The sequence below is a fragment of the Actinomadura napierensis genome (genome assembly GCF_039529375.1).
Lineage (GTDB): Bacteria > Actinomycetota > Actinomycetes > Streptosporangiales > Streptosporangiaceae > Spirillospora > Spirillospora napierensis.
The window spans coordinates 93,132-106,233 of record NZ_BAAAMR010000020.1 but is presented as its reverse complement, the minus strand read 5'-3'; the positions used below and the strand labels follow the sequence as shown (position 1 = coordinate 106,233).

At 67.7% G+C, this 13,102-nt stretch carries 15 protein-coding genes and 1 pseudogene; 6 read left to right on the top strand and 10 right to left on the bottom strand.

Going from position 1 to position 13,102, the window contains the following annotated elements:
* Positions 1–632 (bottom strand): annotated as a pseudogene (locus tag ABD296_RS14250) (FtsK/SpoIIIE domain-containing protein); the annotation flags it as partial.
* 14 nt (positions 633–646) lie between these two features.
* A complete protein-coding gene (locus ABD296_RS14245; protein ID WP_344266284.1) occupies positions 647–1,030 on the bottom strand; it encodes an SCO3933 family regulatory protein in 384 nt (127 codons plus the stop codon).
* A 129-nt stretch (positions 1,031–1,159) separates the two neighbouring features.
* Between ABD296_RS14245 and ABD296_RS14240 the strand changes: the two genes are divergently transcribed.
* Positions 1,160–1,540, top strand: coding sequence for a GntR family transcriptional regulator (locus ABD296_RS14240; protein ID WP_344266282.1), 381 nt, complete (start codon positions 1,160–1,162; stop codon positions 1,538–1,540).
* Here ABD296_RS14240 and ABD296_RS14235 read toward each other — a convergent pair.
* From ABD296_RS14235 to ABD296_RS14225, 3 genes are read right to left on the bottom strand one after another with little or no spacing between them, the layout of a single operon-like run.
* Positions 1,500–1,730, bottom strand: a complete 231-nt coding sequence (locus ABD296_RS14235; protein WP_344266279.1) for a hypothetical protein — start codon at positions 1,728–1,730, stop codon at positions 1,500–1,502. The two genes, ABD296_RS14240 and ABD296_RS14235, sit on opposite strands and share 41 nt — an antisense overlap.
* On the bottom strand, positions 1,727–1,930 hold the full coding sequence (locus ABD296_RS14230) for a hypothetical protein (protein ID WP_344266276.1): 204 nt from the start codon (positions 1,928–1,930) through the stop codon (positions 1,727–1,729). Before ABD296_RS14230 ends, ABD296_RS14235 begins: the two co-directional genes overlap by 4 nt.
* A complete protein-coding gene (locus tag ABD296_RS14225) occupies positions 1,930–2,208 on the bottom strand; it encodes a hypothetical protein (RefSeq protein WP_344266273.1) in 279 nt (92 codons plus the stop codon). The genes ABD296_RS14230 and ABD296_RS14225 overlap by 1 nt, the downstream gene beginning before the upstream one ends.
* Before the next feature lie 240 nt (positions 2,209–2,448).
* On the opposite strand from ABD296_RS14225, the gene ABD296_RS14220 reads away from it, so the two are divergent.
* From ABD296_RS14220 to ABD296_RS14210, 3 genes are read left to right on the top strand one after another with little or no spacing between them, the layout of a single operon-like run.
* Positions 2,449–3,525 (top strand): hypothetical protein, encoded by a 1,077-nt coding sequence (locus ABD296_RS14220; RefSeq protein WP_344266270.1) that lies wholly within the window; start codon positions 2,449–2,451, stop codon positions 3,523–3,525.
* Positions 3,512–4,693 (top strand): hypothetical protein, encoded by a 1,182-nt coding sequence (locus ABD296_RS14215; RefSeq protein WP_344266267.1) that lies wholly within the window; start codon positions 3,512–3,514, stop codon positions 4,691–4,693. The genes ABD296_RS14220 and ABD296_RS14215 overlap by 14 nt, the downstream gene beginning before the upstream one ends.
* A complete protein-coding gene (locus tag ABD296_RS14210; protein ID WP_344266264.1) occupies positions 4,647–5,069 on the top strand; it encodes a gamma-glutamylcyclotransferase family protein in 423 nt (140 codons plus the stop codon). The genes ABD296_RS14215 and ABD296_RS14210 overlap by 47 nt, the downstream gene beginning before the upstream one ends.
* A gap of 218 nt (positions 5,070–5,287) precedes the next feature.
* Here the strand turns inward: ABD296_RS14210 and ABD296_RS14205 are convergent, their stop codons facing one another.
* Complete coding sequence (locus ABD296_RS14205; RefSeq protein WP_344266261.1) at positions 5,288–5,611, bottom strand: hypothetical protein; 324 nt, start codon at positions 5,609–5,611, stop codon at positions 5,288–5,290.
* Positions 5,612–5,960: 349 nt separating this feature from the next.
* Here ABD296_RS14205 and ABD296_RS14200 point away from each other — a divergent pair, with 349 nt between their 5' ends.
* Positions 5,961–8,408 carry a tetratricopeptide repeat protein gene (locus ABD296_RS14200; protein ID WP_344266258.1) on the top strand — a complete coding sequence of 816 codons (2,448 nt, stop codon included), beginning with the start codon at positions 5,961–5,963 and terminating at the stop codon, positions 8,406–8,408.
* Positions 8,409–9,072: 664 nt separating this feature from the next.
* A complete protein-coding gene (locus ABD296_RS14195; protein WP_344266255.1) occupies positions 9,073–9,219 on the top strand; it encodes a hypothetical protein in 147 nt (48 codons plus the stop codon).
* 559 nt (positions 9,220–9,778) lie between these two features.
* Here the strand turns inward: ABD296_RS14195 and ABD296_RS14190 are convergent.
* From ABD296_RS14190 to ABD296_RS14175, 4 genes are read right to left on the bottom strand one after another with little or no spacing between them, the layout of a single operon-like run.
* Positions 9,779–10,330, bottom strand: coding sequence for a hypothetical protein (locus ABD296_RS14190; RefSeq protein WP_344266252.1), 552 nt, complete (start codon positions 10,328–10,330; stop codon positions 9,779–9,781).
* A 46-nt stretch (positions 10,331–10,376) separates the two neighbouring features.
* Positions 10,377–11,576, bottom strand: a complete 1,200-nt coding sequence (locus ABD296_RS14185; RefSeq protein ID WP_344266249.1) for a tyrosine-type recombinase/integrase — start codon at positions 11,574–11,576, stop codon at positions 10,377–10,379.
* Positions 11,573–12,574: a bifunctional DNA primase/polymerase gene (locus tag ABD296_RS14180; RefSeq protein ID WP_344266246.1), complete on the bottom strand. Its 1,002-nt coding sequence runs from the start codon at positions 12,572–12,574 to the stop codon at positions 11,573–11,575. Before ABD296_RS14180 ends, ABD296_RS14185 begins: the two co-directional genes overlap by 4 nt.
* The gene (locus ABD296_RS14175; RefSeq protein ID WP_344266243.1) at positions 12,574–12,921 is read right to left on the bottom strand and encodes a helix-turn-helix domain-containing protein; all 348 of its coding nucleotides are present in this window, start codon (positions 12,919–12,921) and stop codon (positions 12,574–12,576) included. Before ABD296_RS14175 ends, ABD296_RS14180 begins: the two co-directional genes overlap by 1 nt.
* Positions 12,922–13,102 lie beyond the last annotated feature (181 nt).

The window sequence follows — 13,102 nt, the reverse complement described above, 5'->3', positions numbered from 1 at the left end:
GCCAGGTTGGACTTGCCGGACTGCGTCGCCCCGGCGTTGAGCCAGTGCGGCACGGTGCGGAAATCCATCACCCAGTCGGCGCCGTTCTCCAGCTTCCCCGGACGCACCCTGAGCAGTTCCGCAGGCGCCAGCGACAGCGTCACCTCGGTGAGCGGGTCCCGCATGGTCGCCCACAGCGTCACGAACCCCGGCCGGACGTCGACCACCCGCACCGAGTGGACGCGCCAGGCGTGCGCGATGCCTTCCGCGGCCTTCTCATAGTCCGCCGGAACCTGCCCATCGTGCAGCCGCAGCCGCATCCGCCAGCCGAGCCGAGTCGGGCGCAGGATGCCCAGGCGAGGGGCGCGCTCGACGTCGACCCGCCGCACCCGCCGCTTCTGCTGCACCATGGCGGCCGCCGACCGGGACGCCACCCCGACGACCGGGACGGCGTCCAGGGTGAGCCGGAACCGGCGCCGGTTGCGGGTCAGCTTGCAGCCCGAGGCGACGTGATGCCACGTCAGGTACACCAGCACCGCCCGAGCCGGGAAGCCGACGCCGTACCAGAACGACACCGGGTGCCACCGGCGCCAGGCCCAGAGCCCGGCCGCCGCAGCGGCCAGGACCCCGAGCACTGTGTAGAAGTCAGTCATGACCGGGCCGCCGCTCAGGCCACGTCCGCCGCAACGGACGGAGCCGACGACGAGCCCGGAGCGTCCGGCACCGCCACCGGACCGGCCACCGCGATACGCGACGCCCGATAGGCGACACCCCACCGCTTCTGACCGCCGATCACCTGCTCCCACGGGAACGCCACCAGCCCCACCGGCGTCACGATCTGCCCGATACTCACCTCCTGATCGCCCGGAACCGACACGTTCACCAACTCGACCCGCCCCATGGCGTCCGCCGCCGACAGCCCGACCGTGAACACCGTCTTACCGTCCCGGTCCACCTTCACCTCCCCCGTCTCCTGACTCACCAGCTTGGGACGCGGCGCCGACACGCACACGAACGTCAGCGCCGACAGATCCACCGGGATGTTGCGCACGAGGAACCTCCGAGGTTCACGCTCACTTGGACAGATACCAAGGTACCTAGCTATGTATAGAAGTCAAGTGAGTGACCGAAAATTTCCTCAGGTACCTAGAGACCTAGAGCCAGGCGTACACTGCCTGACATGGCAAAAGGCCCGGTCGATCGACGCAAGCCGTACGTGCGCATCGCTGACGAGCTGCGCCACGACATCGCCACGGGCAAGTACCCCGTGGGGGAGACCCTGCCGCCGGGCGCCAGACTCGCCGAGACGTACCAAGTTTCCGGCATGACGGTCAGCAACGCGATAGCCGTCCTGCGGGACGAAGGGCTCGTGACCACGCGTCAGGGAGCCAGGGGAGCGACCGTCATAGCGACCCCGGATACGCAAGACGCCGGAGAGGCCCCGGCGGAGCGAAGCGAAGAATTCGAGATCATCTTCGCCCAGCTCCAGGAGATCCGGGGCCACATCCGGCGTCTGAATTCTAGGCTGGACGCGATTGACGAGCGGACTCGGGATCAGTGACCCGCATCGACAGTTCCGCCGTCCGGTCCTGTAGTTCGTCCAGCTCAGCCGCGATTTCGGCCAGCATCGCGAACAGGATCTGACGCTCTTCCTCGGTCAGTCCGACCGCCCTCCTTCGACCGTTCCTGCCATGGGCGCGCGACGCATCCAGCCGCACGATCTTGCCGTGTGATTGCCGACCGGTGGTCATGGCGTCGCGTCCTGGTCGTACTTGCGCAGCCGCTCCCGCAGTTCCGGCGCGTCCTCGGCGTACAGTGCGCCCCAGTTCGGTCGAACGGCGACCCATCGCCCCGAGCTTTCGCGAGAGATGAGCCAGCGCGGGAACTCTGTTTCGAGCTGGTACTCCATGCTCTCGATCAGCCCCGACAGGTCGATCTCATGCTTGCCCATCAGCCGGCACCCCCGAGCAGGTGCAGCCCCTCCACGTGCGTGGCGATGCGTCGCGCGGCTCCCGCCATGTCGTTGACCGGGTGCTGGTGGTTGCCCTGCGCCCAGGAGAAGAACCGGCCGGTGAAGCTGACGAACACCCACAGGTAGACGCCGGGCGCGTCGGTGGCGACGGCCAGGCCGGCGACGTCCTCTCGCAGGTTCGATCGGATCTCGTGTTCGGTGAGCGCGCCACGCAGTTCGGCGAGGAGTTCCAGCTCCAGCGTCATCTTCGTTTCCATCGTCTCGCCCCTCGTTGGAAGCGGTCCCGGTGACACGGGGCCACGGTCCGCGCCCGTCCTCGCCGTGTCACCGGTCCCGCCGTCGATCACAACTACGAGGCTTCCGAGGAGACATGTTGCGTCGCGATACCGTGCGTGACGCATCCCGTGCGGCTTGCTCTCATCCCGTCTCGTCTGTGTCGCATCTCGTGCTACTTTCGCCCTGTCGGAAGGCCGAAAATGACGACTCCCCCAGTGCGATTGAAGCTGCTGCTCCTCGAACGTCACTGGCAGACGCACCGGACGTTCGCGAGCGAATACGACAAGGCGGCGCGCAAGGTCGATACGGCGCTTGTCGGTAAAGGGCCGAGCCGTGCCCAGCTCCATCGGTGGACGTCCGGTGAGCTGAAGGGGCTTCCCTACTCCGACCATTGCCGGGTACTGGAGAAGATGTTCCCCGGCTGGACGGCGGAGCAACTGTTCGAGCGTGTCACCGACGACCAAGCCGCCGAGAGCGCCCCGACCGTCCAGGCCCCTGACGTGCCCGGCGCGAAAGACCTCCTCGCCACCATTGACCAGCGCCTTCAGGCACCAGCGGGAGAAGTGGAGTGGGGAACGCCCGAACCGCCGCCTACTCCCGTGTCGCCGGCCCTGCTCGACTCCGTCGAGGGAGTGAGCGAGGAGGCCCGCCACCTTGGACGCCACCTGTTGGAGTTGCGCAGCGTGCTGCGCCTCAGCGGCGAGGAGACCGCCCAACTCGCCGCCCTGTCCGGCAACATCGTGGAACTGTCCATGACGGCCGACATCGACATCGATCCGGACGGCTGGTCGACCGTGATCTACCGGCACCAGTTGCTCAACCTCAGCGACCGCCCTGTGACTCGGCTCGCCCGCGAAGTGTGGTTCGAGTACACCGAGAAGCGGCTCGACATCAGGCCGAACGCCGACTCAGACCGGCGGGTCATGATCCAGCGCATTCACGACACCGCGAACCTGTCGAAGTTCGCCCTTAAGATCTCGCCGTCGATCCAACCGGGGGAGTCGGCAACCGTCGGATTCACCGTCCGAGGTGGCCAGTTTCTCGAAGACCACTACTGGCGCCAGTCCATCCCGCGCTACCTGCGGCACTACACGCTTCGCATCCGTCACCGAGGCGCCGGACAGTTGGTGCGCTGCGGAGCGGCCGAGGAGCACCCGGACGGTTCGGAGAACTCCGCCGAGGACGCTCTCATGTGGGACTACGAGGGCGACGACGTTGTGATGACCTTGACCCGCAACTATCTGCGCCCGAACCAGGCCCTCACACTGCGATGGGACGTACCGCATGAGTCTGCGTGACGAGATCGAGAACGTGCTCCGCGGGTGGAACGCCTACGAGATCGCCCGCGGCGGATCACCCGTTCTCGATTTCGACTGCCACCCCGGCGGCCCCGATCCCGAGCCCGCGCCCGATCGGCTCACCGTCTACCGCCAACTGGCAGAACTACGCGCGACCGCCACCGGCCCCCTGGCGACCCGCCTGGACGCCGACCTGACCTACCTGGGTGCCCTCCTCGGCGAACACCCGCCATTCACCGACTACGTCCGCAAGACGCAAGGGTGCGGCACCGCGGGTTGGCCGGAGGAGTACGTGGCCGACCACGCCGAGCAGGCCCGCGCCGCACTGGCCGATCTCGGGATCACTTGGGGCGCCCACACCAACACCGAGTTGCGCCAGGCCGAGGGGCTCTTGGATGTCAGCGAAGCGCCGGACGCGATCCGCCAGGCCGCCGAGGAGCTGGAGCCTGCCGTACGGGAGGCGACCGGCAGCACCGCGCCCTACTCGCTCACGATCGAGACGGCCGAGGTGGACGCCTACTGGGCCTATTGGCTGGACGGTGCGGGCGACCAGGTTCGGCTACGGCTCAACCTGCCCAACGTCGAGTTCACCCAGACCGGCGCCCGCCAGTTCGCCCTGCACGAGGTCCTCGGACACGGCCTCCAAAGCGCCAGCCTCACCGCCCGCGCCGCCGCCGAAGACGTGCCCTGGGTCCGTCTGCTCAGCATCCACGCACCGCAACAGGTCATGCTCGAAGGGCTCGCCCAGGCATGGCCGCTGTTTCTGCTGCCCGAGGACAAGGTCCTGATCACGCGCGTGAAACTCGCCCACTACACCCAACTCGTCCTCGCCCAGGTCCACCGCGCCATCAACCACGGCACACCCGCCGTCGAATGCGCCGACCACCTCCGAGCCGCCGTCCCCTGGATGACCGACAAGACCATCACCGGCTACCTCGCCGACCGGGGAACCAGCCCCGAACACCGCTCCTACATGTGGGCCTACCCGGCCGGATTCGACTGGTTCGCCGCCCTCGCCGACGCCGACGCTAAGGTGTCCCGGGAGGTGCTTCATGCCGCATACCGAGCCCCGCTCACCCCGACCGACCTCGCCGACCTCTGGCCGGCCGGACCGGCTGTCGGTGGCCCCGGAGGCCCTGTTCGTCTACGGAAGCCTCCAGTTCCCTGAAGTCCTGTTCGCCCTCATCGACCGAGTCCCCGACCACGAACCGGCAGCGGCCGAAGGATGGCGCGTCGCCACCCTGCCCGGACGCGTGTACCCCGGTCTCGTCCCCGGCGACACCACCGCACAGGGCTACCTGCTGACCGGTCTAACATCCGACGAGTGGCGCGTCCTGGACGCTTTTGAGGACCCGGTCTATGAACTCGTTCGCGTGGACCTGGGCGACGGCCGCCACGGTTGGACCTATGCGTGCAACGACGGAGCCGACGTAGGCCCCGACGACTGGTCAGCCGACGACTTCGAGGCCCAACACCTCCCGGCCTACGTAGAGCGCTGCGCGGCATGGCGCCGCCGCTACGAAACCAGCGAGCAAGTCAGCTAAAACCCCAGCTCAGCCCGGCAGATCCCGTGCCGGATGAGAACTTTCTTTACGTCTTCAAGGGCGCCCGCTACGCGGCCGCCGGCGGGGGCCCCCCCCTCCGCGCCCGCCGGCGGCCGCCCGCCCCGGCGCGCCGGGCGTGCGGCCTGTCCCGTCCGGTCCCGCCGCGCCGCGCCGACCGGCCACCCGGGCTCATGAGGCGCCGTCTGACGGACGGGGAGTTACGAACTTGAGGTGGCAGCGTCTTCCGGCCGACCTATCAACTCCGCCATGCGGATCAAACGGCGGATGTGTTGTGCACCTTCACCACGCAAGCGGGGAAGGATCTTTTGAAGGTCACGTGCGCAGGCTTGGAGGACGCGGGACCGCTTCGCATCGAGCACCCCACGGTCCTGCACATAGGCCGAGATGCATCCAGCCATCGCCCCATCGATCTCGACCACATCGCCGTCACGGTCATCCACCCGGTACAGCTCTTCAGGCCACGGCGCACCGAGGTGTTCGGCCCACAGCACGGTGACCTCGATAAGGACTGCCTCATTCATTCGAATGAGGCTATGCGGTGGCTAGGAAGCGCAGGCCGAGGGGTCCGTGCGCTGTTTGGCTCAGCTGGTTGGACGTGCCCGAAGCGGGGGCTTCGCAGCCCCCAGCCCCCCGCGAGCCGGAGCACTCATCCGCGCGATTCTGTCTGTCACACCGTCTCACCGTTCGCGCGGATAAGCGCTCCGGAGCGAGGCGTGACCGTGCAGATTGGCCGGTGGTGCGGCCAGGTGAGGTCACATTGTGTCATCTGGGGTTGTTTCGGGATGGGGGCGTGTAAGCCTGCCGTCTACGGATTCGGCCGGGGATGCGGGGTGAGGTGTGGGCGGGAACCGGGGTGTCGGGACGGGGTTCTTGGCGAGTGCGGCGGCGCTGCTGGTGGCTGCGCCGGGGGTGTTGGCAGCGGCGGGGGTGAAGGATTGGCGGTTGCTGACCGCCGCTGCGGTACTGGTTCCGCTGGCGACGTTGTTCGCGGGCGTCTGGAAGACGCGGTTCGAGAAGGACATGCAGGACCGCCAGACCCTCGACCAGGAACTGATCAAGGGAACGTTCACCCCGGGCGGCAAACTCCCTCGTGTACGGGACATCATCGACCCGATCACGATGGGGGTCCATCCCGCGCGGCGTAGTGAGACCACCCTCTCGACAGGTTCCCGGGAGCCGGGACAGAGCGGGGACCGGGTGCCGGTGTACGTGCTGCGCGACATCGATGCCGAGCTTCGCCGGGAACTTGGCGGCGGCGGATTTGTGCTACTAGTGGGGGATTCGGCGGCGGGTAAGACGCGGGCGGCGTTCGAGGCGGTACGGGCGATGCTGCCCGACCACACGCTGATCGTTCCGGAGAACCGGGACGGGGTGGCGGCGGCGGTACGTAGGGCCGCCACGATCCGCCGGTGTGTGCTGTGGCTCAACGACATCCACGACTACTTGGGGACCGGTGGTCTGACCCGCAGGCAGGTCGCCGAACTGCTGGCCGGGGATGAGCACCACAGGGTGATCGTGGCCACGCTGCGGGCCGCCGAAGAGGACCGCCTGACCGCCGGCGGCGACGATGCCGAGGGGCGGCAGGTGCAGCGCGACAGCCAGGCGGTGTTGGAACAGGCCCACCGGATCTTCGTGGAACGCCGATTCAGCGAGACCGAGCAGAACCACGCCCGAGACCTTGCGGTGGAGGACTCTCGGGTCGCCGATGCACTTGAGCACGCCGACAGCTATGGGATCGCCGAGTACTTGGCCTGCGGGCCCCAACTGCTTCAGGAGTGGGAGCGGGCGCGGATCCGTGGCGGGCATCCTCGCGCCGCCGCGCTGGTGGCCGCCGCCGTCGACGTGCGCCGGGCCGGGTTCACCGCACCACTTCCCAGGGAACTGCTCGCCCAGTTGCACACCGGCTATCTCGACCGGGACGGCGGTGACCGGCTGCGCCCCGAGACCGAAGAGCAAGCCTGGCAGTGGGCGACCCAGTTCCGCGAGTCGGGCAATGCCCTGCTGCACGCCGTCACCGACGACCGCTATGAGGTGTTCGATTACCTGGTGGACAGCGTCCAACGCACCACCCCGGCCGGCGACCATGTGCCCGAATCCACCATCATCCAGACCTTGGCGCACGCCGACGCCGCCGACGCGATGAACCTCGCTGACACGGCGTCTGACCAGGGCCGCTACCGTCTGGCAGAGACCGCTCTACGCCAAGCTGTGGCCGCCAACCATGACCAACACGGCCCCGAACACCCCAGCACCTTGGCGAGCCGCAACAACCTCGCTAGCGTGCTGCACGACCTCGGGCGGTTGGAGGAAGCCGAGGCCGAACACCGCGCTGAGTACGAAATCTGTAGGTGGGTGCTGGGACCCGAACATCCGGACACTCTGATCAGCCGCAATAACCTCGCCCTCGTGCTGAGCGACCTCGGGCGGCTGGAGGAAGCCGAGGCCGAGGGCCGCGCGGTACTGGAGACCAGAATGCGGGTGCTGGGACCCGAACACCCCAACACCTTGACCAGCCGCAACAACCTCGCCCTCGTGCTGAGCGACCTCGGGCGGCTGGAGGAAGCCGAGGCCGAGGGCCGCGCGGTACTGGAGACCAGAATGCGGGTGCTGGGACCCGAACACCCCAACACCTTGATCAGCCGCAACAACCTCGCCAGCGTGCTGAGCGACCTCGGGCGGCTGGAGGAAGCCGAGGCCGAGGGCCGCGCGGTACTGGAGACCAGAATGCGGGTGCTGGGACCCGAACACCCCAACACCTTGATCAGCCGCAACAACCTCGCCAGCGTGCTGAGCGACCTCGGGCGCCTGGAGGAAGCCGAGGCCGAACACCGCGCTGAGTACGAAATTTGCAGGCGGGTGCTGGGCGCCGAACATCCCGACACTCTGACCAGCCGTAACAACCTCGCCGGTGTGCTGCAGGGCCTCGGGCGGCTGGAGGAAGCCGAGGCCGAGGGCCGCGCGGTACTGGAGACCAGAATGCGGGTGCTGGGACCCGAACACCCCAACACCCTGATCGGCCGCAGCAACCTCGCCGGTGTGCTGCAGGGCCTCGGGCGGCTGGAGGAAGCCGAGGCCGAACTCCGTGCGGTACTGGAGACAAGTACGCGGGTGCTGGGACCCGAACATCCCGACACTCTGATCAGCCGTAACAACCTCGCCGGTGTGCTGCAGGGCCTCGGGCGGCTGGAGGAAGCCGAGGCCGAACTCCGTGCGGTACTGGAGACAAGTACGCGGGTGCTGGGACCCGAACACCCCAACACCTTGACCAGCCGCAACAACCTCGCCAGCGTGCTGCACGAGCTCGGACGACGCATATGAGCACGCTGGTTGAAGTGAGCCGTACAGCGGAGAAGTAAAGCTACAGACGCACACGGACGTTAACGCGATCTTCCAGCGGCACACGTCACGAGATGGGGCGAGTCGTTAGGAGCCGCGCTCGCCGGTGGTTCGCATCGGGGTGGTGCGAGACGAGCGGTTGGGGCTCGCCGGTGCAGTTTGGGGCGGCCCAGTCGGTGCAGGCGAGGCAGTGGGCGGCGTGTCGCCCGACCGGATAGTCGCCGGCGGCCGCCCGCCCCGGCGCGTCGGGGTGCGGCCTGTTCCGTCCGGTCCCGGCGCGCCACGTCGCCCGTCCGCCCTTTCACGGAGAGGCCAGCAGGTTAGACCTAGCTAACCCGCGAGTACCCGTCGACCTCTCCAAGAAGTAGGACACGCCCCACTCGCATCAAAGCCGTTGCAGCACGTCACTCACGTTAAAGAGACCCTTAGTCGGGGCGCATTATAGATGAGCGCTAAGTACCTGCACAAGAGGGCGAGGGGTGATTTTCCCGTGGGACCTCGCTACGCTCCCGATCAGATGAGCCGTGCGGGATGGCCGACCTCCGACCAAGAGATATCCGGCCACCGCGCACGGCCCGACCCCACAGGAGGTAACCCCATGGACTCACTCCTCAGCCTAGCCGCCGTGGCCCTTGCCATGGTGGCCATGGCTCTCGGCATGGCCACGCTCCAAGCGGCCTTGGACGGCCAGCAGGTCGACGCCGTCCAGCAGAAGATCGTGGCGGACGCGTTGGCGATGCTCATCGGTGCCGCGGTGCGCAGTCTCTGGCAGCCCCCGGAGCCGAGAGCATGACGGTCTAGCGGGTTCGAACCAGGGGGCTGCGCCGTCCCCCGGACCCCCGCGAGCCGGGGCACTCATTCGCGCGAAATGGTCTGTCACACCTTGCGCGCCCTTCGCGCGAACGAGTGCCCCGGACCGGTCGGCGCGGAGTGCTCCGGTTTGCTAACGCCGCTGCTAACAACGGGTCTGGACGAGCCTGGACAAGGTCGGAACCCAGGGGCGTCCGAGAGGGCTGCCTAGCAGGCCAGCAGACGAGACTGGACGAGTGTGGATCTTGTTCGTGAGACTCGTAATGAATAGGTCATCGGTTCGATTCCGATAGGCGGCTCCAGCTCAGAGGCCCCTTCCGATCACTCGGAAGGGGCCTCTGACGTGAGTGCCTGACCAACTGCCCGACTAGGTAGCGCCCATGAGATGTGCCCCCGCACCAGGAGGCGCGGGCGGATGCCCCAAGTCGGAGCCTCTGTGCTCCACGGCGGAGCCCCCAGGTGAGGACGGGGGGGTAGGGGAGCGCTGGGAGCCCGCTCGACGCGTGTCACTAGCCGGCGAAGCCTTCCTGGCGTAGGGAATGCTAGACGCCCAAGTCGGCCCGCAGAGCTTCGACAAGAGCGTCGAGCCGCCTGTCCATCTCCGCTACCATCCGGTCAAGCCCGTCCTGGGGCACCGGCGTTCCGGTGGTTGCGGCAGTATTTGCGTACATCTGGGCGATGAGCGCTCGAAACGCCTTCTCTGTCGCAACCGTTCCGATGAGACTTAACGGCCTCCATGCTGTGTGTATGGCGCGGGATGCGGCGAGCCAGTCAAATGAACTGAGCTCCAATCTTTGTTGTCTGAGTTCTGCCGGTGAGGTGTGCGGCCAAGGTTTTGACCAGGAGCGTAGGTTTCGTAGCCAGGGATCTAGTTGCTCCAGCAATTCCATGGAAGCCCGTAGGTATTCTTTTGCCCACTGGTTTCCTGAAGTTGCTCGCATGGCGGTGGTAGCTTCTGCGGAGCGGAAGAAGTTAATATCGCCGTGTATCTGGCCCGCCTGAACGACAGAATCTGTGACCTCTACGCTCGACTCGTTGTGCACTGCAGGGGCGCACTGATCGGGAACATTTTCGGACTTGTCCGTGCTCGCCATATTCGCCCCATGGATAAATTCGCAAGTTCACAGTAGAGGATCCCGTCTATTTTACTTCACCATCAGGTGATGGAAAGATCTCGTCCATGGCCTCTGCTCCGGCGAGCAGGGCGGGCCGGATCTGGTGCCAGTACACCGTCTCCGTGACCTCGGTGCTCTTGTGGCCAGCCAACCGGGAGATGTCCTCGATCGGTACCCCCGTCGCGGACAGGACCGACACGAAGCTGTGCCGCATCTCCCGCGGAGTCCACGCGGCCGGGTCTAGGTCCGTAGCGGCCAGCACCGCCCGGAAGGAGCGGAGCACGTTGTTCGCGTTCCGTGCGGTCCCCACCGTGGAGGCGAACACCAGGTCGTGTTCCTGCCATGCCTTGCCGGCCGCTTCCCGCTGGCGTGTCTGCAAGTCCCGCTGGAAGCGCAGCGCTTCCACGCAACGCTTCGGCAGCGCGAGGGTGCGTCGGGACTTCTTGGTCTTGGTCTTCCCGCCAGCTCGTACCGAGCGCCAAACGCGAATGGAGGGCGGGACGGGAGGTTCGGCGTCGGGTGATCCGTCCAAATCCACGTGCGCCCACGTGAGCGCCCGCAGCTCCTCCGTGCGGGCGCCAATCAGTAGGGACAGCACGATGTAGGCGTACATCGCCGTACCCTTGGCGGCATTGAGCACAGCGCCCACCTGTTCAAGGGTGAGGGATTTGGATGGCCGCCCTACCCTTCCCTGCGGGACGTCGCAGAGCAGGACGACGTTTCGCTTGACCTTGTCGCGCTTCTGAGCGCGCGTGACTGCCCGCTTGAGGATTGACCTGATCTGCCGAACGGTGTCGGTACTCAGCCTCTCCGCCTTTCGTGCTAGCCAGGTGTCCACGTCGTCGGCGGACAGTTCCCGGAGCTTGCGCGCTCCCAAGTCGGGAATGATGTGGTTCTGGGCCAGACTCCGGCATTTCGCGCGGGTGTCTTCGTCTCGGTCCGACAGTCCGTGATCTAGCCAGTTTTGGACGGCTTGGGCAACGGTGTACCTGGTGTCTTCGCTGGGAAGCCCATCGGCGCGGTCGCGCAGCTTCTCGTGAAGCTTCTTGAGCGCGCGGGTCTTGCTTTTGTCGCTGGCGGTTCGGACGATCCGTTTCCCGGCCGGGGTGTAGCCGATGGTGATTTCTGCGATCCACCGTTGGCGCTTTTCGCTCCAACGGAGTCCGCCGTCACCGCGGGGACGGCGCTTGGCCGTGTCGCTGTTGGTTGTGTTGTCGGTCATCATGCGGCCTTTCGTGGGGTGATTTGGCGGGGGTTGCGGGTTCCGGCGGTGAGTCCGGAGGTGATGGTGGCGTGGGCTTCGTCGGGGCTCATGTCGTGGTGCAGGGGTCCGAAGTGGACGCTGGCGGCGTGCCAGAGCGCGTCGTATGCCTGGTCTTGGGTAAGGGCGCCCGCGCCGACGAGTCGGCCGAGGTGGTAGGCGGCTTTGTTGAGGGCGTGATTGCGGCCACCGATGACGGCGACCTTGACCCGCTGGGCCTCTTCCTGGAGTGCAGCCCTGGCGTAGGCGGTCGTGTCGCTGACGCGTCCGGCCGGTGCGGGGCTGCACTCCAGGGGGGGAGCGCCGTGCTCGGGCTTCTGCGTCGCGCTGAGGCGGTCGGCCAGCCATTCCGGGAGCGGCGCCGGCGGGACGTCGTAGACGGTGCGGTAGGGGCCGGTGCCGTCGGGCAGGGCGACGTGGCTGCCTGGGGCGATGACGTAGCCGCCGTGGGCGCGGGTGTCGATGAGCCAGCCCAGCCCGTTGCGCTGGCGGCCGGTGGTGTTGCCCAGTCGCAGGCCGGGCGGGGCGGTGAAGTACAGGTGCATCCCGCCGCGGCGGGTGCTGGTGGTGAAGGTCTCGGTGGGGAAGGGCTGGCCTGCCAGCTCGCAGAGCGCGGCGAGCACGTCGGCGCCGTCGTTGATGCCCGGCTGGTCCCACGCGGCCGGGGGCCGCTCGCCGGGCTTGGGCTGGTCCAGGTCGAGCACGACCAGGCCGGAGGGCCCGCACGCGATGCCGACGTTGTACGGTCCGGCATCCCAGCAGCGGCGGACGCGCTCGGGGTCGGTAGTGGCGCGGTCTTCCCAGGTGATGTGTCCCTGGTGGCACGGGCCGGTGCGCGGGCAGCGGCTCTCGCTGTGCAGGGCGGGCCGCTTGCCGCGCGGGACGAGGGGGAAGACGTGCCAGCCGCGCGCCGCGCAGTCCAGCGCGGCGCGGGCCAGCTCGCTGCCGGTGGGCGCGGCCATCAGGCGGCCCGTCCGTGCGTCGCCCTGGCGGCGGGCGACGCGTCGCTGGCAGCTGGGCTCGACGCGTCGCCCGGGGCCGTACCCGACGCCTCACCGTGGGCGGCTTCGGTCTCCAGCAGGGCGACGTAGTCCAGGATGGCGGCGGCGGGGATGCGGCGGGCGCGGCCCTGCTGGACCGAGCGGAGCCGTCCGGCGCTCATCTGCTCGTAGATGACGGTGCGGCTCATCGACAGCAGCGCCATGACTTCGGGGATCTCGTACAGCAGCTTGGTCAGGACGGGCGCGGCGAGGATCGGCGCGGCCGGGTTCGTGGTGTCGGGGCCCGTGGGCGTGGTGTGGGCGGTCATGATGGTGGGTGCTCCTTCTGAGGGAGGGGCGGCGGGCCCGGCGGGTTGCTGTGGTGGTTGCGTGCCGGGCCCGCACCGTGGTTGCGGACAGTGAGCGGATCGGGGGCGCGAACTGGCCGGGTGATTCGTCTACGGGTTTCGTCTATTCGTCTTGTCCGGCCGCCCGATGCGCGCGCGCGTT

Coding starts and splice junctions, on each gene's coding strand:
- ABD296_RS14240 (WP_344266282.1), top strand. CDS start 1,160: ATGGCAAAAGGCCCGGTCGATCGACGCAAGCCGTACGTGCGCATCGCT.
- ABD296_RS14235 (WP_344266279.1), bottom strand. CDS start 1,730: ATGACCACCGGTCGGCAATCACACGGCAAGATCGTGCGGCTGGATGCG.
- ABD296_RS14230 (WP_344266276.1), bottom strand. CDS start 1,930: ATGGGCAAGCATGAGATCGACCTGTCGGGGCTGATCGAGAGCATGGAG.
- ABD296_RS14225 (WP_344266273.1), bottom strand. CDS start 2,208: ATGGAAACGAAGATGACGCTGGAGCTGGAACTCCTCGCCGAACTGCGT.
- ABD296_RS14215 (WP_344266267.1), top strand. CDS start 3,512: ATGAGTCTGCGTGACGAGATCGAGAACGTGCTCCGCGGGTGGAACGCC.
- ABD296_RS14205 (WP_344266261.1), bottom strand. CDS start 5,611: ATGAATGAGGCAGTCCTTATCGAGGTCACCGTGCTGTGGGCCGAACAC.
- ABD296_RS14195 (WP_344266255.1), top strand. CDS start 9,073: ATGGCTCTCGGCATGGCCACGCTCCAAGCGGCCTTGGACGGCCAGCAG.
- ABD296_RS14190 (WP_344266252.1), bottom strand. CDS start 10,330: ATGGCGAGCACGGACAAGTCCGAAAATGTTCCCGATCAGTGCGCCCCT.
- ABD296_RS14185 (WP_344266249.1), bottom strand. CDS start 11,576: ATGATGACCGACAACACAACCAACAGCGACACGGCCAAGCGCCGTCCC.
- ABD296_RS14180 (WP_344266246.1), bottom strand. CDS start 12,574: ATGGCCGCGCCCACCGGCAGCGAGCTGGCCCGCGCCGCGCTGGACTGC.
- ABD296_RS14175 (WP_344266243.1), bottom strand. CDS start 12,921: ATGACCGCCCACACCACGCCCACGGGCCCCGACACCACGAACCCGGCC.